Here is a 20,211-nt window from a genome sequence, read left to right as displayed (position 1 = left end):
TTCCTGCGGAAGCTCCGCTCGGGCCTAAGGCCAGAGCGTGCGGCTCAGGTCGCGCGAGGCCTTCGTCGAGCCACCCTTGCGGGCGTTGAGGATGCCGGTGACATGGATCGTGCGCAGGAACGCCGTCTCCTTGCTGTTCTTGAGCTTTTGGTTGCGCTCAAGCGCCGCGGCGATCAGCCACCGTTCCAGAAAGTCCAGCGCATGGATGCGGCCCACACCTTTCGGCCGCTTGCGGAGCTTTCCGGACGGAGTGCGCAGCGGGAGGAAGAACAGGACGGGACTGCCCTTCGCATCCAGCACCGTGTTGTATTTCTCGCGATTGGAGGGATTCAGCGCCTCTGCCGCCAACGGCCGCTTGCACGCCTGCCCCACATACCACGGCATCAGCCCCTTGCCGGTCTGCTTGGCGAACACGTAGCAACCGCAAGCCTCCGACAACCCCTCTTCCTTGCTTTCCAGCTCCTCGATCAGCTCTTTTATCGAATCCGCGGTAATCAACCGCTTCTTGCCGTGCCGGCTGAGCTTGATCGGGCCAATGACGCCGAAGTCCATGTTTCCCCCTGTTCGATTGGAATTCCATTCCGCAGGCGCTCTGATCCCCTGCGATGAGAAGAGTAACCAGAAAGGCGGGGCCGGCGCAGCGTGCCGCGCCGCGACAATTCGTTCGGCCCCGGGGATGCGGCCGTTCGGCGCCCTTAAGCCGCCCCGCCCCCTATCGAGCAGTGACCGGCCCGGTCGGCCGCGCAAACCGCGCGGCCGCTCGCCTCGACGCTCAGGCGCCCGCGATGCGCGAGACCATATCCAACGCAACGGCCTCGGCCGTACGAATCCCATCCACACCAGCCGACAAAATGCCGCCCGCGTAACCCGCGCCCTCGCCCGCCGGAAACAGGCCGCGGGTGTTGAGGCTATGGCCGTCCTCGCCGCGGGTGATGCGCACCGGCGAGGAGGTGCGGGTCTCGACCCCGGTCAGCACCGCGTCGCGCATCGCGAAGCCGCGGATCTGCTTGTCGAACGCCGGCAGCGCTTCGCGGATCGCGGCGATCGCGTACTCGGGCAGCGACGGGGCCAGGTCGCCCAGGCGCACACCGGGCTTGTAGGAGGGCTGCACCGTGCCGAATCCGCTCGACGCCTGGCCCTTGAGGAAATCGCCGACCAACTGCCCCGGCGCCTCGTACTCGCCGCCGCCGAGCTCGAACGCGCGCGCTTCCCAGTACCGTTGCAGCTCGATGCCGGCGAGCGGGCCCTCGCCGTAGGGCGCGAAATCCTCCGGCGTGATGCCGCAGACGATCGCTGCATTGGCGTTGCGCTCGTTGCGCGAATACTGGCTCATGCCGTTGGTGACCACCCGCCCCGGCTCGCTGGCCGCGGCGACCACGGTGCCGCCCGGGCACATGCAGAAGCTGTACACCGAACGGCCGTTGCGGCAGTGGTGGACCAGCTTGTAATCGGCCGCGCCGAGCAGCGCATGTCCGGCCTGCGTGCCGAACCGCGCGGTGTCGATCAGCGACTGCGGATGCTCGATGCGGAAGCCGATCGAGAACGGCTTGGCTTCGACGAACACGCCGCGCGCATGCAGCATCGCGAACGTGTCGCGCGCGCTGTGGCCCAGCGCCAGGACCACGTGATCGGCGCGCAGCTGCTCGCCGCTGTCCAGCGTCACCCCGCGCACATGCCGCACGCCGTCGCCGTCGGTTTCGACCAGCAGATCGTCGACGCGGTGGCTGAAGCGGATTTCGCCGCCCAGCGACTCGATGGTGGCGCGCATCTCCTCAACCATCGACACCAGCCGGAAGGTGCCGATGTGCGGCTTGCTGACGTAAGCGATCTCCTCCGGCGCGCCGGCGCGGACGAACTCGTCGATCACCTTGCGCCCGTAGTGCTTCGGGTCGCTGATCTGGCTCCACAGCTTGCCGTCGGAGAACGTGCCCGCCCCGCCCTCGCCGAACTGCACGTTCGATTCCGGGTTCAGCGTCTTCTTGCGCCACAGCCCCCAGGTGTCCTTGGTCCGCTCGCGCACGGCCTTGCCGCGCTCCAGGATGATCGGCTTAAAGCCCATCTGCGCGAGCACCAGGCCCGCGAACAGGCCGCACGGCCCCATGCCGATGACGAGCGGACGCAGCGGCAACTCGCTCGGCGCGCGCGCTACGAATTTGTAACTCGTGTCCGGCGTGCGCATCACCTTGCCACCGTCGCCGGCCTTCGCGAACTCCGCGGCCTCGGCGTCCAGCTGCAGGCGCCGCAGGATGTCGGCCTCGCGCGGGGTATCCACATCGACCGAATAGATCAGCACGATCGCGCCGCGCCGGCGCGCGTCGTAGCTGCGCTTGGCGATGGTGTAACCAGTCAATTCATCGGCGGCGATGCCCAGCCGCGCCACGATCGCCTCGCGCAGCGCCGCCTCGGGGTGGTCCAACGGCAATTTGAGGTCGGTCAGTCGAAGCATGCGATACATCCGATGGCGCGGTCGGGCGCCGTGTCTGGGGAACGGGGGAACACGCGGCCGGCGCAGGAACGCGGCCGGTTTGCGGGGGGACCGGGGCATTGTAAGAGTTCGGGGCCGCGGACCGAACCTCCCCGCCGGGCCAACGGGCGGTTTAAACCCTCGCCCCGCCCGGCACATCCACCCACCGGGCTGGCTGCGGGCATCGCCCGGCCAGGGTCGGACATCACCTCATCGGCGGATACGCCACAGGGAACTGCATGCTGCTTAAGAAGCCCCACGCCGCCGCGATCGTCGCCGCGGCACTACTGTCGTTCCCGTGTCTGGCCCTTGCGGCCACCACGCTGCAAGACGCCAACCGACAGGCCCGCAAGTACGTGCAGCAAACCATGGCGCAACAGCGCATCCCGGGCCTGCAACTCGCCGTCGTCAAGGATGGCCGGGTCGTTTTGTCGGAGAGCTACGGCTACGCCAACGTCGAAAACAAAGTGCCGGCGACGCCCAAGACCCTGTTCCCGATCAACTCCGCGACCAAATCCTTCACCGGCGTCGCCCTGATGCAACTCGCGCAGGCCGGGCACGTGGACCCCGACGCCCCGGCCTCGCGCTACCTCGACGACCTGCCCGCCGCCTGGCGGCCGATCCGCGTGCGCCAACTGCTCGGCCACACCTCCGGCCTGCCCGACATCGTCGACCAACGCGGGCTGATCGGCGGCGGCAACGAAGCCGCCGCATGGAACGCCGTCAAGGCCCTGCCCCTGGACGCCCCCATCGGCGAGCGCTTCGCCTACAACCAGACCAACTACGGCCTGCTGGCGCAGATCATCGTCAAACAGACCGGCATGCCCTACGAGCAATACCTCGCGCAGCGCCAGTTCGCCGTGGTGGGCATGCCGCTGACCACCTTCGGCGACAGCTACGACCTCGTGCCCAACGCCGCGACCATCTACAGCCACACCCCGCGCGGCACCCTGGCCAAGAACGACAGCGACCGCCTGTCGCGCTGGATCTACGACATGCCCTACAGCCTGTGGGCCGGCGGCGGCATCCAGACCACGGCCGAAGAGCTGTCGCACTGGCTCATCGCCGTGTCGAACGGCCGCCTGATCCCCAAGGACGCCGTGCAACGCATGTGGACGCCGGAGAAGTTGAACGACGGCAGCGACAGCGCCTGGGGCGCCGGCTGGCCGGTGCTGCAGGCCGCGCCGCCGCGGCAAGTGGCCGGCATCGGCGGCGCCCGTGCGGCCTTCATCGTCTATCCGGACGACGGCTTGGCTATCGTGGTGTTGACCAATCTTGCGGGGGCGAATCCGCAGCGATTCATTCCGAAGATCGCCGAGTTCTACGTATCGCCGGGGCCTGCTGCCAAGCGATAACTCGACCGCGGCCTGGGCTCGCGCCCGCGACACGCGCCGGCCCGGTCGCAAGGCGTGCGGGGCCGCGAACGAGGCTTCATGGCTTGCGCGCAAGCCGCCGAGACCCGGCCGCAACACTTCGCGGACCGGCCGCAGCCTATTCGGCTTGCGTGCAACGCTCAGCTTGTTGCGTTCGCAAGCCAAAATGCCTCGTGCGCGAGGCGTTTTGCTCCAAACGTAAAGCACCGAGCCTTGCGCGCAAGCCAGAAGGCTCGCGCGCAAGGCGATTGGCGTTGCGAACGCAAGGAATGAACCGTGGCGCGCAAGTCTTCGCGGCCCAAGCGCGAAGCAAATTGGCTTGCGGCCGGGATACGCAGGATTGCGGCCCGGCCGGCGCGGCTCGCGACCGAGGGAAATTGGCTCAACCGCCAAGCAGATTGCTTTGCGCGCAACGCTTTTCGGCTTGCGCGCAAGGCATTTTGGCTTGCGGTTGGCGCTTCTCGGGCCGTAACCGGGCTCCAGCGGCCCGTTTCCGGGGCTTGGCGACCGGTTGACGCCCTGACGTCGCCAAACCGGGACCTCGCGCCCTCAGTGCAGGCGCCTCGCCCCCGCCGCCCCGGCGGCCTCATCCCCCGTGGGCGTCCAGACACAGGCCTCCATGACCGGGTCCAGGCGCCGGGCCAGCGCCTGGAAGACCTCGCGCAACAAACGGTGATCCTGCCCGGCCGGGTAGCCGATTTCGATCAACACCTCGGGCTGCAGGGTTCGCACGATGCCCTGCAGTTCCTGCTGGAAGGCGGAGAGGGCTTTGAACGCCTCAACGGGCATCACCACTCCCTCCTGCGGAGGCGTGAGATCGGGCTTGCGGGGCATACGCGGTACTCCTGTCCTTGGCGGGGAACCCGCCGGACGCGGACGCGCCGGCGGGGTGTCGGGAGGCTCTAAACCGCACACAGACGGCGGGCGTATTCCCCTTGCGGGTGTTGTATTAGCCGCCCTCCCGACGCAGGTACACGCGTCGCCATGCCTAGACGTCAGGCACGAAAAACCCACCAATGACGGGGTGGGTGCCGCTGTGTGGGGAGTTTAGAGGCTCCGTGCACGCAAATTTGCAGGCATTCTCTATGAGTGTCAATCAGACATGTCCGACTTCAAGGCTTTATTACGTTTACAAGCATTCAAAGAGTTGCCCCCTGCAATTGGTGCACACATGTCGATTCCGAAAGTACAGGTATTCGTAGATGGCGAGAACCTTGTCATGAGATATCAAGCTCTATTGGAGGCTGGGCGGAAACCTCGGAAGGGGGTAGTCCACATCAAAGATGCCTTTGTATGGCATCCGGGCCTTACGACTTGGTCATGCATGGACATACAGCGAGTCACCTATTACACCAGCACTACTGGAGACCAGACAAAACTAAGGGAACTGAAAACCAAAATTGCCAGCACTAGTTTCGAGTTCGAACACGAATTCGACCATCAAATCCCCAAAGGTTCCGCGCAGATCCTCCCGCGCGTCTATCACAAGCCATCCAAAAGCCGGAAAACAAGAAATGTCGACATTAACATCGTGATAGATATGATGCGAGCAGCCCATACAAATAGTGTTGAACTTCTACTCTTGTACAGCGGGGATGGCGATTACATACCTGTCATTGAAGAGTGTATGCGGCAAGGTAAAATAGTATGGTGCTGCTCATTCTCCTCCGGACTCAACCCAGACTTATCCTCTGCCGTAGACCTTTATGAGTTTCTTGACGAAACTTTCTTTGTCAAAGAGAAGCAGAACGCATAGCCATCAACCCAGACCAAATTCACCTCTACCTTTCGACCTCACAGCCCACTAAAAATCCATCAAGATGATTTCATCTGCAAACCAACCCTCATCACTGACATAGCTAAAGCCCCGATTTGATCCGCACCCATCTAGGCTTCCATCGTGTCGCGACACAGCTCGACTCAGACTTTAGACCACAAACATAGAATCGAGATCCTTACATGCCCCCTCCCCAACTTACTCTCACTGGCAATGTGTACCCCGCGAAAGACATGCTTGCCTCTACAGGAGACGTCGCGGTTCTCCCTGGCGCAGGCAGAACTGCCTTTATAGATGCAACTGTTTTTGATGGCAGCTCTTGGCGGGCGTTGGATCTATCCAGCTTTGGCTTCTCTAAATCACACCGGAGTTTTGGAAGCCCAAGTGAAATTGGACCACTGATGCGTCGAATTGAACAGTCAATCGCGGGGTGCAAAGGTGCGACCGTTCACTACGAAGTTCCCGCCGGCGGAAGAAATAGAAAATACGTCTACCGATGAAATTATTTTGCATCAAATAGCCGCGACTTCTTTTAGAACATGAGCCACCCCATCAACTCATTGATAATGGCACTGCTCGACAGCACAACTCAATTCAGGCATCGGCTATTTCTCGGCAAGTTTTTCATGCTGATTAGCTAAGAAACTATCACTTACCCCTAACTCTGATAACAAAAACGAAACCACCCCACACCCCGGATGCAACCGATTCAACCCATGAATCGCCCCCGCCAGCCCGGTCATCAACCCCGGCGTAAACGCTCGCCGGGTAATCCCGCCGACGATCCCATGCTCCTCAATCGCCGACACCACCTGCGCGGTCGCTTCTTCGAGGTCGGCCGCGCACTCGTCCGGATCGAGCTTCGCCCCACGCGCCAACAACTCCCATAACGAAAAATCGCCATGGCACAGGGTATGGGTGAATCCCCACTGCCCCCGCGACACCGCCACCGCGCGGCGCATATCTCGTAACGCAGCGGCGTCGCCAGTGCGGGCATAGAGATCGGCCGCGGCAAGCCCAATGCCAACGCCGCCGTTGCACCAAGTCGGAAAGTTGATCGTGTTGACCATACGCACATCGCGCCAGTTGCCGACGGCGGCGTCATACATCGAATCCTGAAACGCGAAAGCGCCGTCGGCGAGCGCTCGCCAGCGCTGGCGGTCTTCGGCCCTACCGGCGTCGCTCAGCGCCAGGCGCGCCAGGGCCCAGCCGATGCCGTAGGCGCCGTGGGCGAAGCCGCCAATGGGGTCGTCGTAGCCCGGAAGGCGCCAGTAGACCAAGCCGTGTTCGTCGCGTTGGGCCAGGGTTTCCAGGCGTTCGCCGGCGCGCGCGGCCAGGGCCAGCCAGCGCGGGTCGCCGCTGGCGCGGGCGAGTTCGATCAGCGGGACGATGGCGCCGCTGCTGCCGTCGGACAGGTCCAGGCTCGGGTCGCTGTCGAAGCCTTTGCGTTCCAGGGTTTCGGCGCTCTTTACGGCGTTGGCGAGCAGTTGCGGGCGGTCGAGCAGGCCGTGCAGAACCAACCACGCCCAGATGCGGCTGCCGTCGCCGCTGAGGCCGCCGACCGTCGGCGGGGTGTCGACTTCGGTCAGGGTGTGGAAGGAGTGGATCGCGCCTTCCAGCGCTTCGTCGAGGCCGGCGACGGGGTCGGCGCGGCCGGCGTGCACTTCGTGGCGGTAGCCGGCCAGGGCGACGGCGATGCCGCCGAGGCCGAAGTAGGCGTCGCCGCCGAGCGGTTGTACGTGCCAGCCGGAGCCGCCGAAGCTTTCCGGCGAGATCCAGGTCACCGAGCCGTCGTCGCCGCGCACGGACACGCGTAGCAGGCGTTCGACGATGTCGGCGGCGAGCGCGCGCCGGCGTGGTTCGAGGTTGTCGCGGCGGACGTTGCGGGCGTAATGCGAGCGGCTGTCGCGTTCGCCGGGGCCGTCGGCGCCGCTGTTGAGCTGGGTCACCACCAGCGAGCTGCGGATGGTCATGTCTTCCAGTTCGATCCGCATCCGGCGCCAGCCGTCGAGGGTCTGGGCGATGCGCGCGGCGCTCAGCGGGGCGACGAACAGCGGGATGTCGCCGTGGCGCAGGTCGTCGATTTCGCTGGCGATCTGTTCGGGCGTCGGCGGCGGGCCGCCGGCGCTGGCCGCGAACAGTTTGCGCGCGCGTTCGATGGCCTTGTCTTCTTCGTGCAGCGAGGCCGGGTGCCAGAGCATGCGCCCGACTTCGACGTAGAGCTGGGTGGTGCGGCGCACGTCGCGCACCTGGCAGCCTTCGAACGCGGACAGCCACTGCGCGAGGCGGCCGTCGGCGTCGAGCTCGCGCAGGCGCTGCGAGGCTTCGAGGAAGCCGTCGCTGATCTCGTCCCAGTAACGCGACACCTCGGGGTTCGGGCTGGGATGGTTCTGCGAGATGTCCATCGATGTCTCGACCATCTGCACGCGCGCGTCGGTGGTGCCGTCGCCGACGATCACCGGGACCTGCAGCTGCGGCTGTTCGCCCGGCAGCGAGCCGGCGGCGGACAGGTCGGCCTGGCCGGCGCCCATCACCCGCGAGCGGAACGGGACGATGCCGGTGCGCAGCACCGAGTTCTGGATCAGGTCCTGGGCGCGGTCGTAGGCCTGGCCGAAGCGCGAGGCCGCGGCCGGGCGTTCCGGGGCGAACAGGCTTTCGACGTCGACCACCACCGGCACCGGGCCGGCGGCGATCAGGTTTTCCAGGTGGATGTCGGTACCGCCGAGCAGGCGCAGCAGCGCCAGCCAGTGGCCGAGACCGCGGTAGAAGTTGCGCAGTTCGGCCTCGCCGTCGCAGTAACGGTGTTGCACGAACGCGGCCCAGCCGTAGTCGCCGCGGTCGAGCACGGCGGGCACGCGGATGCGGCCGTCGTGTTCGAACACTTGGCCGAGGAAGCCGTCGGTAATCGCATCGATGACCAGCGAGCGCGGCTTGTACATCGCCTGCCCGCCTTCGAACGCGAGCTTGGCCACGGTCTGGCCGCCGGCGTGCAGGTCGCCCTCGCCGAGCTTGATCGACAGCAGCCGGCCGGGCGCGCGGCCGATCAGCGCCGCGAGCGCGTCGCGGTCGGCGTGGATGCGCGCGGCCAGGGTCGCGATGGCGGCGCCTTGCTGGCGCAGCGAGCGTTGCAGGCGCTGCGACAGCGGCGGGTAGCGCTGTTCGACGGTCTGCGCGAACTGCGGGCTCAGCGCCTTGGCGACGAACTGGGCGAAGCGGCCGGGTTCGTCGGCGGCGGTGAGTTCGCCCAGGTGCTTGGCGGCGTGCAGTTCCAGCAGCAGCACGCGGTTGAGCTTGAGCCGCGCGCTGGCGTAGAAGGCGTGCGCGCCGGCGGCGCGGATCAGTTCGGTTTCGCGCGGATCGAGGTCGCCGCAACGCGCGGCGAGTTCGGCGTCGAGCGCGGCGCGCGCGGCGGCGGTGAAGTGGTCGATGATCGGGCCGAAGCCCTCCTGAATCTCGGGTTCGGCCATCGTGTCGACGATCCTTGGCAGACGGTATGGAAGATTGCGGTTGGTGCGGTGCGCGCGACACGCATCGCCGCGGCGCGTCGTGAACGCGGCGCGGTGTCGGTGAATGTCGGATTCGCAGCGGATGCGGCGGCGTGGCGGGTTCGGGCGCGAAGCGAGCTCGTCGCCGAGGCGGCGCCGAAACGACGCGCAGCCCGCGAAGGCTGCGCGCCGAAACTAGCGACCGGCGGGGACGAACCGTCGGATCAGACCGGACCCCAGCCGGTTCCGATCCGGCTTACATGCAGCAGTAGCAGCGGCCGGTCGGGCAGGTCGAGATCGAGGTGGAGTGGGTGATCGGCGCGCGCGCCGCGTCTTCGACCGCGTTCTCGCCTTCCAGGTAGAGCGGGCCGGCCGGGTTGTCGAAGCCCATGACCGTTTCGGCGCCGGTGAGCCAGCCCGACACCAGATCGTTGCTTTGCATTGCTGTTCCTCCCTGAGTACTGGATGTCGCCCAGACAGCGGTGTCGCATGCATCGAAATCCGCCGTGCCAGGCCTCGATTTCAAGCGTCGTGGCCGCTGTGCCGCGGGCGCCCCGCACGGGCGGGACTACTGCGAACGACCACCGCCCGACTCTAGACAGCGCTCTCGATGGCTGTCAAATGCATATCGGCACACGCCGGTCACGATCTTCATCGCGAGCCGCGGCGCGCGGCCGGTAGTACCAATAGGCTATCGGCGCGGCCGCCGGCTGCGCCTACAACTGCGCTGTCGCGATCACCCGCCGGAGACGCCGCCCGATGAAAACCGCGCTCGCCTGGACTTGCGCCGTCGCTGTGTTCCTCGCGCTCGCGGCGGGACCTGCGCGCGCCGCGCCGCCGGCGCCCGAAGTTGTCCCGTTGTGGCCGGCCGACCGATGGCCATCGCCGGTGCGCGGCCCCGAGCGCACCGGACGCGACGGCAGCGCCAGCGGCGCGGTGTCGAACATTTCGCAGCCGCGCATGGAGATCTACCGCCCCGAACGCCCCAACGGCAGCGCCGCGGTGATCTTCGGCGGCGGCGGCTATTTCCGCATCCAGATCGGCGGCGCGGCGCGGCCGACCGCGCTGTGGCTGCAGTCCATCGGCGTGACCGCGGCGGTGGTGTATTACCGCCTGCCCGGCGACGGCTGGAGCCCGGTGTCGCCGTTCCAGGACGGACAGCGGGCGGTGCGGCTGATGCGGGCGCGCGCGGCGGAGCTGGGCGTGGACCCGCAGCGTATCGGCGTCGTCGGGTTCTCGGCCGGCGGCAATCTTGCCGGCATCACCGGCACCCGCTTCGACGCGCCGCTGTACCCGCCGCTGGACGCGGCCGACCGCGAATCCGCGCGGCCGGACTTCCTGGCGATGATCTATCCGGTGGTGTCGCTGAAGCCGCCGCTGGACACCACGCGTTCGCGCCGCGAACTCGGCAAACAGGCCGACGCGGTCGAGGCGTATTCGGTCGAAGCGCACGTGCGCCGCGACATGCCGCCGGTGTTCCTGGCCCAGGCGGCGGACGACCCGATCGCCGACATCGGCCACAGCCTGGCGATGTTCCAGGCGACGCGCGCCATCGGCGTGCCGGTGGAACTGCACGCATTCGAGCGCGGCGGCCACAGTTGGGGACTGGGCGCGCCGGGGACGCTGGTCGCGCAGTGGCCGCGCTTGTTCGCGCACTGGGCGCGCAGCCATGGCTTCTTCGGTGCGGCGGCCGCTGCGCCCGCGCAAGACCACGCCACGAAACCGAAGCCGGCCGCGCGCCGCGACGACGCGGACGGGGACTGACACCGCACCACACCGCCATCGGCGCGCCGCGGTGACGGCGGCGCGCCGCGATCCTGGGGAGGCATCGCCATGAACCACACCGACCGGGCCGCGTTCGCGCTGGCCCTGAGCCTGGCTGCGTACGCCGCGCCTGCGTGCGCCGCCGATGCCGCAGGCCGCGGCAGCGCCGACACCACCGACGACGCGGACCTGCGCGCGCTGGTGCGGCAGCAGGCCGAGCAGATCCGCGAACTGAGCCGGCGCCTGTCGGACCTCGAACGCCGCCCGCCCGCGGCTGCGGCCGCGGCCGATCCGGTCCAGGCGCAGGTCGCCGCCGCCGTCGCCGATACCCGCGACGACGAGCTGGCGATATTGCAGGCGCAAGTCGCGCAGCAAGCGGCGACCGGCCGCGGCAGCGGCGACGGCGCGCGCATGAACTGGCGCAAGGGCGCGCCGGAATTCGCCAGCGGCGACGGCCGGATGACGTTCCGCCCGCGCGGCCGCCTGTTGCTCGACCAGACCTTCACCCGCGGCTCCGCGTTCGCCGCGCGCAACCTGTCCGGCAGCGACCTGGCCAGCGCGCGCCTGGGCGCGGAAGGCGAATTCGGGCCGCTGGGTTACAAGGTCGAGGCCGACTTCGCCGGCAACGAAGTCACGCTCAAGGACGCTTACCTGTCCTACGACACCCGCCTGGGCGGGCACGCGGTCGAGTTCTATCTCGGCAACAAGCTCAAGGACCGCAGCCTCGACGGCGCCACCAGCGGCGTCGCCACCCCGTTTATGGAACGCAACGCGGTGGCCTCGGTCGGCGGCATGCAGAGCGGTTACTTCGGCCTGGGCCTGAGCGCCAAGGTGTTCGGCGACGGCTGGCACGCCAGCCTGGCGGTGACCGGCGACGACGTCGGCAATGCGGGCGATACCAGCGACACCGTCGCCTACCTCGCCCGCGCGCACTGGAACCCGCTCAGGGGTGGCGACGGTTTCGTCCATCTCGGCGGTTGGTATTGGTACGAGAAACTCGGCGCCGACGTCGCCAGCATCAACAAGACCTCGCCGGTCGCGCTGGGCTGGAACGATCAGGTGCGGGTCTCGGCCAGCAGCATCGCCAACGTCGACAACGACCGCGCCTGGGGCGCGGAACTCGGCGCGGTCTACCGCAGCGGCTGGCTGTTCGGCGAACGCACGCTGCGCACGATCGAGTCCGATACAGTCGGCGAGGTGCGGCACAAGGCCAGTTCGGTCTACGCCGGCTGGCTGTTGACCGGCGAGAAACCCGGCTTCAGCCGCCGCTCGGGCGTGTGGACCGCGACGCGCGTGCTGCAGCCGGTCGACCAGGGCGGCATCGGCGCGTTCGAACTGGCGCTGCGCTACGACCGCTACGACTTCACCGACGCCGCCCGCGGCGGCGACGGCGATGCCTGGACGCTGGGCCTGAACTGGTATCTCAACGACTGGTCGCGGCTGATGCTCAACTACGTGTTCTGGAAGACCGACAACAAGGTCGGCGCGTTCCAGGGCCCGGATTCGGGCCGCACCCTCGGCCTGCGCGCGCAGGTCGCGTTCTAGCGCGGCCGGCGCTCAGGACGGCGGCGCGGCGCGGCCGGCGGTCGCCTGCACCGGCTCGGACACCCGCAGGATCCGCTGCAACTCGCGCGCTTCCTCCAGCGGCGGCCGGCCGAACATGCGCTTGAACTCGCGGTTGAACTGCGACGCGCTCTCGTAGCCGACTCGGCGCGCCGCGTCGGCCGCGGCGCAGCCGTTGCGGATCATCAGCAGGCGCGCCTGATGCAGGCGCATGGCCTTGATGTACTGGATCGGCGAGGCGGCGGTGACCGCCTTGAAGCGCGCATGGAAGGCCGGCACGCTCATGCTCGCTTCGCCGGCGAGGCTGGCGACGTCGAGCTTGCGGTCGTACTGGTCGTGGATGCGCCGCAGCGCGCGGGCGATGCGGCCGAAATGGCCGCCCTGCGCCATCGCCGCGCGCAGGCTGCCGCCCTGTTCGCCAGTCAGCGCCAGGAACGCGATCTCGCGCGCGATCGCCGGCGCCAGCAGCGCGCTTTCGGCCGGATCGCACAGCGCTTCGAGCAGGCGCACGGCGGCGTCGCTCATGCGCTCGTCCATCGGCGAGGCCACCATCGTCGCCGGCGGCACCTCGCTGTCGGGGCGCATCCGGTCCAGCGACAACGCCAGTTCGGCGATCGCGGCCGGGTCGATGCGCAGGGCGATGCCGAACATCGGTTCGTCGGCGCTGGCCTCGGTCTCGGTCTCGAACGGCAGCGGCACCGCCAGCGCGAGGTAATGCTGGGCGTCGTAGACGTAAGCGCGGTCGTTGTGGAACGCGCGCTTGCGGCCCTGCACCACGATCACGATGCTCGGCTCGTACAGCGCCGGGGTGCGCTGCACCGGCCGCTCGCAGCGCATCAGGCTGACCGCGTCCAGGCGCGAGCGGGTGTAGCCCTCGCCGGGCGCGAGCCGGGCGACGAGTTCGACCATGCGCGCGCGGCGCGCGGCGTCATCGGGTGCGGACATGGCGGTCGGGAGGTTATGCGGAACAGGCAAGGACTATAGCGCCGCCGCACCGGCCGGCGCGGGGCGCCGGCGCCGGCTCGATAGGAATGGGCAAGGACCGGCCAGGATCGGGTCTTAGCCCGCCCTCGCCCGCTGCCTAGCATGTGCGTCACCGCAGCGCTGCTGCCTCCCCCGCAGGACTTTCGCCATGAATTCCATTACCGCCACCCCGAAAACCATACTCGTCACCGGCGCCAGCAGCGGCATCGGCGAGGCCACCGCACGCGAACTGGCCCGGCGCGGCCACCGCGTCGTGGTCGGCGCCCGCCGCGGCGAGCGCCTGGACGCGCTGTGCCGCGAGCTCGCTGGCGCGGGCGCCCAGGTCGCCTGGCGCGAACTCGACGTGACCCGCCCGGAAGACATGCAGGCCCTCGTCGCCTTCGCCGAGGAACGCTTCGGCCCGGTCGAGGTGCTGGTCAACAACGCCGGCATCATGCCGCTGTCGCCGCTGCGCGCGCTCAAGATCGACGAGTGGGACCGCATGCTCGACGTCAACGTGCGCGGCGTGCTGCACGGCATCGCCGCGGTGTTGCCGGGCATGGAAGCCCGCGGCCGCGGCCAGATCGTCAACGTGTCCTCGATTGGCGGCCACGCGGTGTGGCCCAACGCCGCGGTGTATTGCGCGACCAAGTACGCGGTGCGGGCGATCTCCGACGGCCTGCGCCAGGAGACCGACACGATCCGCGTCACCATCGTCTCGCCAGGCGTGGTCGAGTCGGAACTGGCCGACACCATCACCGACGCCGGCGCGCGCGAGGCGATGAAGGCCTTCCGCGAGGTCGCCCTGCCCGCGCAGGCCATCGCCGACACGGTGGCCTATGCGGTCGAGCAGCCCGCGCACGTGGACGTCAGCGAGCTGATCGTGCGTCCGACCGCGAGCCCGTACTGACCGCCGCCGCTCAGCGCAGGCCGAACAGCCGCCGCGCGTTGCCGATCCGGATCTTCTCCTTCTCCTGATCGGTCAGGTCCAGGCGGTCGAGCGCATCGACCGCCTTGGCCAGCGGCAGCTGCGGATAGTCCGAGCCCAGCAGCACTTGGCCGATGCCGACGTTGCGCAGGGTCCAGACGAACTCCTTCTCGACCGGCGAATCGGCCATCAGCACCGCGGTGGCGGAAATGTCGAAGAAGATGTTGTCGGCGAAGAAGTCGTCGGCGGTGCGCGCCAGCGCCAGTATGTTCCAGAAGCGGAAGTTCATGCCGCCGATATGGGCGAAGATGAAGCGGGTCTTGGGCGCCTGGATGGCTACGTTGAACAGGCGCTCGCTGTCGCCGGGCAGGATGTTGGCGTTGTCGAACAGCACCACCACGCCCAGTTCGCCGGCCTTGCGCACCAACGGCAGCACGCGCGGGTCGGCGGCGTCGAATTGCTGCGTATGCGGATGCAGCTTGAGCACCTTGACCCCGAGGCCGGCGACGCGCGCCAGTTCGTCGAGCGCGGCCTGGCCGTCGTAGGGGTGCACGGTCGCCACCGCCAGCATTTCCGGGTGCTTGGCGGCGAGCGCGAGATGGGCGTCGTTGGCGCGGCGGATCGCCTCGGGATCGCCTTGCAGCGCCTGGTGCGGGCCGCCGAACCACATGCCGGCGAAACCGGCCAGTTTCAGCTTGGCGTCGGCGACTTCGCTCTCGTAGGTCTTGAGCGAGGCCTCGCCTTCGCGCAGATGGACGTGGACGTCGAACACCGGCTGCGGCGCCGACGGCTGCGCGGCGGCGGCGGCGAACGACGCGGCGGCGAGCGACAACGGGAGGATGGCGAGTAGACGGCGCATCGGTTCGGTTCCTGCCTGCGTGGGCGCACAGGATAGCGGCTGCGCGCCCTCGCCGCCGCTTGCGTGGCCGGCCGGCGGCGCTTTGCGCGTAAAGCCTCACGTCGATGGCCGCGCCGGACCGCATGCGCGCGCCGCCCGGCGCCGCGCGCGCCGTCAACGGGAGCAACCTCATGGGCTTCACCCTCGAAGAGAAGACGCTGAAAAGCGGCGAAACCGTCACCCTGGTGCATTGGGAAGACCTGTCGCCTACCCGCCACGGCAAGGCCCTGCAGGAGCGCGACTGGGACGGCAGCGGCAACCGCAAGGGCTTGAGCTTCTACGACTCCACCTCCGAGTACATGCACAACAGCTGGGCCAGCGAGCACATGGCGCCGCAGGGCGCGACCTTGCCCGGCAAGGGCTCGCTGATGCTCTATCACCACGCCCAGACCGGCACCTGGCACAGCGCCGACGCGCTCGACATCGACCACGTCGCGCAGTGGAAGGACCACTTCGTCGAACGCGGGGTGAAAAGCCAGGCCGAGGCGATGATGGCCTACAACGACGTCGACAACCTGCGCCTGCTGCCGGCGCCGGTGAACCGCGCGCGCGACGCCGCGTTCCGCGTGCTGGATACGCACGGCGCGGATTCGCCGGAATGGAAGCAGTGGGTCGAGGACCGCTTCGCGTTCGATCCCAAGACCAACCGGCCCGGTTTCGATCCGGACGTGGACGGCAGCGTGCGCAAGCGCACCACCATGGAGCAGCCGTGGAAGCCCGAGGACGGCCGCACGGGCCTGAGCTTCGATGCGGCGGTGCTGGGCAAGTGGTACCAGGCCAAGCTGCAGGAGTGCTATGCCGGCGAAGTTGAAGTGCGCCATCCGGACACCGGCGACAAGAGCAAGGTGCCGCTGTTCTTCTGCCAGGCCTCGGGCCAGCTGTGCACCCGCGACGCCTTCGACATCGACCACGAGATTCCGTTCGAACTGCTGGGCCCGGAGATGGCCAAGCACGCCGGGCGCGGCGGCCTGAGCAAGGCCGATGCGCTGGACGGCTACAACGACACCAGCAACCTGCGACTGGTCGCGCGCGGGGTCAACAGCTCGCACGATTTCGAGGTCCAGGCCTCCGGCGAGTACCGCGACGAGAAGATCGCGCCGGAAAAGCGCGGCGAGTTCAACCGCTTCCTCGGCGAGGACGGCGGCCTGCTGTCGCCGCAACTCAAGCAGCAGTTGCGCGAACTCGGCCGCAACTATCCTTCGCCGCAACAGCTCATGAGCGACTTCGGCCAGCCCGGCTACGGCCCCTACACCCAGGCGCTGGGCAAGCTGGAGCAAACCGGCTTCGGCCAGGCGATGACCTCGCAGGAGCGCAGCAACGTCGCCGGCACCCTGGCGGTGGCCGCGACCCACTATCGCCTCACCATCGACCACGTCGCCCAAAGCGACGACGGCAGCCGGGTGTTCGCGATCCAGGGCGATCCGAAGAACAATCAGTTCGTCTGGGCCGATGCGCAGGGCGCCAAGCAGCAATCGCTGGCCCAGAGCACGATCGACCTGAACCGGCTGGTGCACGAACAAGGCAATCCGTCGGGGCCGCAACTCAACCAGCACCGCAACGCGACGATGCAATAGCCCCGCCGCGGCGCCCGCGTCCGCGCGGGCGCCGCGCGCGAACGCGGTCTGGCCGCCGGATCGCGCGAACTGCGAAACCCTGCGCAGGGTCGGCGCCGCCGCGCGGCTGGACGCGGCGCGCGCGGCGTGGCTATCATTCCCGCGCCTGAGTACGCACCGTGTCCGTCACGCAAAGGGCCCCTTGTCACCGAGGAGCCGCCCATGCGTACTCGATCTCCGCCCGCCTCGCCCGCGCCCGATCCATCCGCGCCGGCGCCAGAGCCAGCCTGCGCCACCGAACACACCGCCGCGCGCGACGCCCTCGCGCAGTGGCGCGAACTCACCCGCCAGGCCAACGCCGCGTTCGACCGGCGCCAGCTCGCCCATGCCCAGCGCCTGTACCGGCACGCCCTGCGCATCGTCGATGCGCCGGCCTGGCGTGCGGCGCTCGCCGCTGCGCCCGACGAATTGCTCGCCGCGCGCGTGGTGTCGCACCACAACCTCGCCGAAACCCATCGCCGCCAGCGCGATCCCGAGCGCGCGCGCGAACAGCTGTGCCTGGCGCACGAGGCGCTGACCGGCATCGCCTGCGACCTGCGCGCCGGCGACGCGGTGCGGCGCTGCGCGCTGCGCCATCTCGGCCGCACCCGCCTGGCCCTGCTCGACTGGCAGAGCGCGCGCGGCGTCTGCGCCCGCACCCAGGTCGCCTTGCGCGAGAGCGCGGCGGCGCTGGCGCGCAGCGAAGCCGGCCTCGCCGCGCACTGATCTCCCTCACCCCCACGGATACCGACCATGCCGCACCAGCTTCCCGCCCTGCCCTACGCCTACGACGCGCTGGAACCGCACATCGACGCGCAGACCATGGAGATCCACCACAGCCGCCACCACCAGACCTACATCGCCAACCTCAATGCCGCGGTGCAAGGCGGCCAGTACCAGGACGTGCCGGCCGAGACCTTGATCGCCGACATCGACGCCCTGCCCGAAGCGCTGCGCCTGCCGGTGCGCAACAACGGCGGCGGCCACGCCAACCACAGCCTGTTCTGGACGGTGATGGCGCCGCCCGAGCGCGGCGGCGGCGGCGCGCCCGACGGCGCGTTGGCGCAGGCGATCGATGCGCAACTGGGCGGGCTGCAAGCGTTCAAGGACGCCTTCACCAAGGCCGCGCTGACCCGCTTCGGCAGCGGCTGGGCGTGGCTGACGGTCGATGCCGGCGGACGCCTGGCGGTGGAAAGCAGCGGCAACCAGGACAGCCCGCTGATGCGCGGGATCGGCTCCGGCGCCACCCCGATCCTCGGCCTGGACGTGTGGGAGCACGCCTATTACCTGAAGTACCAGAACCGGCGCCCGGACTACATCGCCGCGTTCTACAACGTGGTGCATTGGCCGGAAGTGGCGAGACGTCATGCCGCGGCGCAGCGCTGAGCACGGGCGCGCCGCGGCCGATCGCGACGGCCCGCGCCGGCTGAGCCCGGCGCAGTGGTGCGGCGTGGCGATCCTGGCGCTGGGCGCGGCGGCGATGCTGTCGGACCTGTGGCGCTGGCTGGGCAGCGCGCCGGCGGTGCGCGAGGCCTTCGTCGGCGGCTCGGTCGCCGCCGCCGCGACCGCGCTGGGCGCGTTGCCGGTGTGGTTCTCGCAGCGCCTGTCCGAACGCACCCAGGACACCCTGTTCGGCTTCGGCGCCGGGGTGATGCTGGCCGCGTGCGCGTTCTCGCTGATCATCCCCGGCCTCGCCGCGGCGCAGACGACGACCTGGTTCGGCGGCGGCGAGCGCGGCGCCAGCCTGGTGATCGGCGCGGCGGTGCTGCTGGGCGGCGCGGCCTTGATGCTGGTCGACCGGCTGGTCCCGCACGAGCACTTCATCAAGGGCCGCGAAGGCCAGGCGCCGGGCACCTTGCGCCGGACCTGGCTGTTCGTGTTCGCCGTCGCCCTGCACAACCTGCCCGAGGGCCTGGCCATCGGCGTGGGCTACGCCGGCAACGAGGGCGCGGTGCGGGCCAACGCGCTGGCCATCGGCATCGCCATCCAGGACGTGCCCGAAGGCCTGGTGGTGGCGGTGGCGTTGCTGGCGGCCGGCTACGGACGCGGGCTGGCGGTGTTCATCGGCGCGGCCAGCGGCCTGGTCGAACCGGTCGGGGCAGTGCTCGGCGCGGCCGTGGTCGGGCACTCGCAGGCGTTGCTGCCGTGGGGCCTGGGCTTCGCCGCCGGCGCGATGCTGTTCGTGATCAGCCACGAGATCATTCCCGAGTCGCACCGCAAGGGCCATGAGCGCTTCGCCACCGCCGGGCTGATGCTCGGATTCGTGCTGATGATGGTGCTCGATACCGCGCTGGGGTGAGGCCGGCGGGGCCGCAGGCGTGGGTGCGATGCGGCCTGCGCGCAGGCATGCGCCGGTGCTCCCAGGCCGCCGCCGGGCGCTCCCGGCGCGGCCGCCGAAGCGCTTTCTCCACGCATCTTCCGTGCATGTTTTGCGTATTTATCGCGAGGATCGGGCTGCCATGTCCGGATAGTCGCCGCAATCTCGATTAGCTTGGGAAAGCACACCGGACGTGACGTAAAGCGTTGATTTAGATCACGCCTATGCCGCCCAAAGTGCTCCCCCTGAGCATAAAAATTGAGCCGACCGACTACTTTGGACCGCACCAGAAACAGTGCCGCGGCGCACGCCGCGGCCCGCGAGGCTCCCCTGCACGGCGCGGACGACGGCGCGCCGGACCCGCGAGAACCCACATCGGCAGGCCCCCGGCCGCCCGCGGCGGCGGCCTGCCCGCAAGCAGCGCCGCCGCCCGGCGCTGCCCACCCGGACGACCCCGACGCCGAGGCGCTCACCGAACTGCTGGCCCACGCCCAGGGCGGCGCCCCGCAGGCCTGGGACCGCATCTACGCCGCGGTCTACCGGGAACTGCACATGCTGGCCCGGCACCAGATCCGCCGGCACTGGGCCGGCCCGGAGCGCTCGCCGACCTCGCTGCTCAGCCGCACCTGGCTGCGCTTGAACCAGAGCGGCATGGCCTACAAGAACCGCCGGCACCTGATCGCGATCCTGGTGCGGGCGATGCGCTTCGCCCTGATCGACGAAGCGCGCCGGACCTTCTCCACCCGCCGCCAGCGCGGCGAGCGCGAGCCGCTGGTCAGCTACGAGCCCGACCCCGACGCGGCCTACGACTCGGGCATCGCCGAGCTGCTGGCCATCCACCAGGGCCTGGACACGCTCGGCGAACACGAGCCGCGGCTGGCGCAGGTGGTGGAGATGCGTTACTTCGGCGGCCTCAGCGACGCCGAGATCGCCGACGCGCTCGGCGTTACCACCCGCACCGTGCACCGCGACTGGGTGCGCGCGCGCGCGTTCCTGTCCAGCGCGCTCGGCGCGGCCGCGGCCGGCGACGGCTGAGCGGCGCAGGCCGATGCCGTCCGCCGCCAGGCCGCCCGACACGATGCCGGAG

17 protein-coding genes are annotated in these 20,211 nt (G+C 68.9%); 10 read left to right on the top strand and 7 right to left on the bottom strand.

The genetic code is table 11. From position 1 onward, the window contains the following. Window positions 1-24: 24 nt before the first annotated feature. Window positions 25-552, bottom strand: a complete 528-nt coding sequence (locus BLV01_RS07990) for a hypothetical protein (protein WP_091796326.1) — start codon at window positions 550-552, stop codon at window positions 25-27. A gap of 220 nt (window positions 553-772) precedes the next feature. Continuing rightward, window positions 773-2,446: an NAD(P)/FAD-dependent oxidoreductase gene (locus BLV01_RS07985; RefSeq protein WP_091797370.1), complete on the bottom strand. Its 1,674-nt coding sequence runs from the start codon at window positions 2,444-2,446 to the stop codon at window positions 773-775. 257 nt (window positions 2,447-2,703) lie between these two features. On the opposite strand from BLV01_RS07985, the gene BLV01_RS07980 reads away from it, so the two are divergent. After that, window positions 2,704-3,819 (top strand): serine hydrolase domain-containing protein, encoded by a 1,116-nt coding sequence (locus tag BLV01_RS07980; protein WP_091796324.1) that lies wholly within the window; start codon window positions 2,704-2,706, stop codon window positions 3,817-3,819. A 567-nt stretch (window positions 3,820-4,386) separates the two neighbouring features. Here the strand turns inward: BLV01_RS07980 and BLV01_RS07975 are convergent. Beyond that, window positions 4,387-4,671: a hypothetical protein gene (locus tag BLV01_RS07975; RefSeq protein ID WP_139178555.1), complete on the bottom strand. Its 285-nt coding sequence runs from the start codon at window positions 4,669-4,671 to the stop codon at window positions 4,387-4,389. Window positions 4,672-4,939: 268 nt separating this feature from the next. Between BLV01_RS07975 and BLV01_RS07965 the strand changes: the two genes are divergently transcribed. Next, window positions 4,940-5,593 carry an NYN domain-containing protein gene (locus BLV01_RS07965; protein ID WP_091796320.1) on the top strand — a complete coding sequence of 218 codons (654 nt, stop codon included), beginning with the start codon at window positions 4,940-4,942 and terminating at the stop codon, window positions 5,591-5,593. A gap of 626 nt (window positions 5,594-6,219) precedes the next feature. On the opposite strand, the gene BLV01_RS07960 is transcribed toward BLV01_RS07965, so the two are convergent. Beyond that, window positions 6,220-9,081 carry a type 2 lanthipeptide synthetase LanM family protein gene (locus BLV01_RS07960; protein ID WP_091796319.1) on the bottom strand — a complete coding sequence of 954 codons (2,862 nt, stop codon included), beginning with the start codon at window positions 9,079-9,081 and terminating at the stop codon, window positions 6,220-6,222. A gap of 274 nt (window positions 9,082-9,355) precedes the next feature. Continuing rightward, window positions 9,356-9,541, bottom strand: a complete 186-nt coding sequence (locus BLV01_RS07955) for a DUF6229 family protein (protein WP_057947538.1) — start codon at window positions 9,539-9,541, stop codon at window positions 9,356-9,358. A 446-nt stretch (window positions 9,542-9,987) separates the two neighbouring features. Between BLV01_RS07955 and BLV01_RS07950 the strand changes: the two genes are divergently transcribed. Both BLV01_RS07950 and BLV01_RS07945 read left to right on the top strand, forming a co-directional pair. Continuing rightward, entirely contained in the window at window positions 9,988-10,863 is an 876-nt protein-coding gene (locus tag BLV01_RS07950; RefSeq protein WP_254782553.1) for an alpha/beta hydrolase, read from the top strand. A gap of 69 nt (window positions 10,864-10,932) precedes the next feature. Beyond that, window positions 10,933-12,408 (top strand): OprO/OprP family phosphate-selective porin, encoded by a 1,476-nt coding sequence (locus BLV01_RS07945; protein ID WP_091796316.1) that lies wholly within the window; start codon window positions 10,933-10,935, stop codon window positions 12,406-12,408. A gap of 12 nt (window positions 12,409-12,420) precedes the next feature. Here the strand turns inward: BLV01_RS07945 and BLV01_RS07940 are convergent, their stop codons facing one another. Next, a complete protein-coding gene (locus BLV01_RS07940) occupies window positions 12,421-13,371 on the bottom strand; it encodes an AraC family transcriptional regulator (protein WP_217633465.1) in 951 nt (316 codons plus the stop codon). Between the two features lie 187 nt (window positions 13,372-13,558). Here BLV01_RS07940 and BLV01_RS07935 point away from each other — a divergent pair, with 187 nt between their 5' ends. Beyond that, window positions 13,559-14,299: an SDR family oxidoreductase gene (locus BLV01_RS07935; protein WP_091796314.1), complete on the top strand. Its 741-nt coding sequence runs from the start codon at window positions 13,559-13,561 to the stop codon at window positions 14,297-14,299. 10 nt (window positions 14,300-14,309) lie between these two features. On the opposite strand, the gene BLV01_RS07930 is transcribed toward BLV01_RS07935, so the two are convergent. Further along, complete coding sequence (locus tag BLV01_RS07930) at window positions 14,310-15,176, bottom strand: amidohydrolase family protein (protein ID WP_217633464.1); 867 nt, start codon at window positions 15,174-15,176, stop codon at window positions 14,310-14,312. A 170-nt stretch (window positions 15,177-15,346) separates the two neighbouring features. Between BLV01_RS07930 and BLV01_RS07925 the strand changes: the two genes are divergently transcribed. The 5 genes from BLV01_RS07925 to BLV01_RS07905 all read left to right on the top strand — a co-directional run bounded on the left by BLV01_RS07925 (window position 15,347) and on the right by BLV01_RS07905 (window position 20,159). Continuing rightward, window positions 15,347-16,789 (top strand): XVIPCD domain-containing protein, encoded by a 1,443-nt coding sequence (locus BLV01_RS07925; RefSeq protein WP_139178553.1) that lies wholly within the window; start codon window positions 15,347-15,349, stop codon window positions 16,787-16,789. 201 nt (window positions 16,790-16,990) lie between these two features. Further along, entirely contained in the window at window positions 16,991-17,533 is a 543-nt protein-coding gene (locus BLV01_RS07920; protein WP_091796310.1) for a hypothetical protein, read from the top strand. 27 nt (window positions 17,534-17,560) lie between these two features. Then, window positions 17,561-18,193, top strand: a complete 633-nt coding sequence (locus tag BLV01_RS07915; protein ID WP_091796309.1) for a superoxide dismutase — start codon at window positions 17,561-17,563, stop codon at window positions 18,191-18,193. Next, the gene (locus BLV01_RS07910; RefSeq protein ID WP_091796307.1) at window positions 18,174-19,106 is read left to right on the top strand and encodes a ZIP family metal transporter; all 933 of its coding nucleotides are present in this window, start codon (window positions 18,174-18,176) and stop codon (window positions 19,104-19,106) included. The genes BLV01_RS07915 and BLV01_RS07910 overlap by 20 nt, the downstream gene beginning before the upstream one ends. Before the next feature lie 294 nt (window positions 19,107-19,400). Beyond that, window positions 19,401-20,159, top strand: coding sequence for an ECF-type sigma factor (locus BLV01_RS07905; protein ID WP_175485816.1), 759 nt, complete (start codon window positions 19,401-19,403; stop codon window positions 20,157-20,159). Window positions 20,160-20,211 lie beyond the last annotated feature (52 nt).

Origin of the sequence: Lysobacter sp. yr284 (genome assembly GCF_900107375.1) — a bacterium.
In the GTDB taxonomy this organism is placed as follows: domain Bacteria; phylum Pseudomonadota; class Gammaproteobacteria; order Xanthomonadales; family Xanthomonadaceae; genus Lysobacter.
This window is presented reverse-complemented; position numbering and strand designations above follow the sequence as displayed.

What these genes read in the sequence shown, in the direction of transcription:
- BLV01_RS07920 (WP_091796310.1), top strand. Translation starts at nt 16,991, where the DNA reads ATGCGTACTCGATCTCCGCCCGCCTCGCCCGCGCCCGATCCATCCGCG.
- BLV01_RS07940 (WP_217633465.1), bottom strand. Translation starts at nt 13,371, where the DNA reads ATGTCCGCACCCGATGACGCCGCGCGCCGCGCGCGCATGGTCGAACTC.
- BLV01_RS07980 (WP_091796324.1), top strand. Translation starts at nt 2,704, where the DNA reads ATGCTGCTTAAGAAGCCCCACGCCGCCGCGATCGTCGCCGCGGCACTA.
- BLV01_RS07975 (WP_139178555.1), bottom strand. Translation starts at nt 4,671, where the DNA reads ATGCCCCGCAAGCCCGATCTCACGCCTCCGCAGGAGGGAGTGGTGATG.
- BLV01_RS07960 (WP_091796319.1), bottom strand. Translation starts at nt 9,081, where the DNA reads ATGGCCGAACCCGAGATTCAGGAGGGCTTCGGCCCGATCATCGACCAC.
- BLV01_RS07945 (WP_091796316.1), top strand. Translation starts at nt 10,933, where the DNA reads ATGAACCACACCGACCGGGCCGCGTTCGCGCTGGCCCTGAGCCTGGCT.
- BLV01_RS07915 (WP_091796309.1), top strand. Translation starts at nt 17,561, where the DNA reads ATGCCGCACCAGCTTCCCGCCCTGCCCTACGCCTACGACGCGCTGGAA.
- BLV01_RS07985 (WP_091797370.1), bottom strand. Translation starts at nt 2,446, where the DNA reads ATGCTTCGACTGACCGACCTCAAATTGCCGTTGGACCACCCCGAGGCG.
- BLV01_RS07925 (WP_139178553.1), top strand. Translation starts at nt 15,347, where the DNA reads ATGGGCTTCACCCTCGAAGAGAAGACGCTGAAAAGCGGCGAAACCGTC.
- BLV01_RS07935 (WP_091796314.1), top strand. Translation starts at nt 13,559, where the DNA reads ATGAATTCCATTACCGCCACCCCGAAAACCATACTCGTCACCGGCGCC.
- BLV01_RS07910 (WP_091796307.1), top strand. Translation starts at nt 18,174, where the DNA reads ATGCCGCGGCGCAGCGCTGAGCACGGGCGCGCCGCGGCCGATCGCGAC.
- BLV01_RS07955 (WP_057947538.1), bottom strand. Translation starts at nt 9,541, where the DNA reads ATGCAAAGCAACGATCTGGTGTCGGGCTGGCTCACCGGCGCCGAAACG.
- BLV01_RS07965 (WP_091796320.1), top strand. Translation starts at nt 4,940, where the DNA reads ATGTCCGACTTCAAGGCTTTATTACGTTTACAAGCATTCAAAGAGTTG.
- BLV01_RS07990 (WP_091796326.1), bottom strand. Translation starts at nt 552, where the DNA reads ATGGACTTCGGCGTCATTGGCCCGATCAAGCTCAGCCGGCACGGCAAG.
- BLV01_RS07930 (WP_217633464.1), bottom strand. Translation starts at nt 15,176, where the DNA reads ATGCGCCGTCTACTCGCCATCCTCCCGTTGTCGCTCGCCGCCGCGTCG.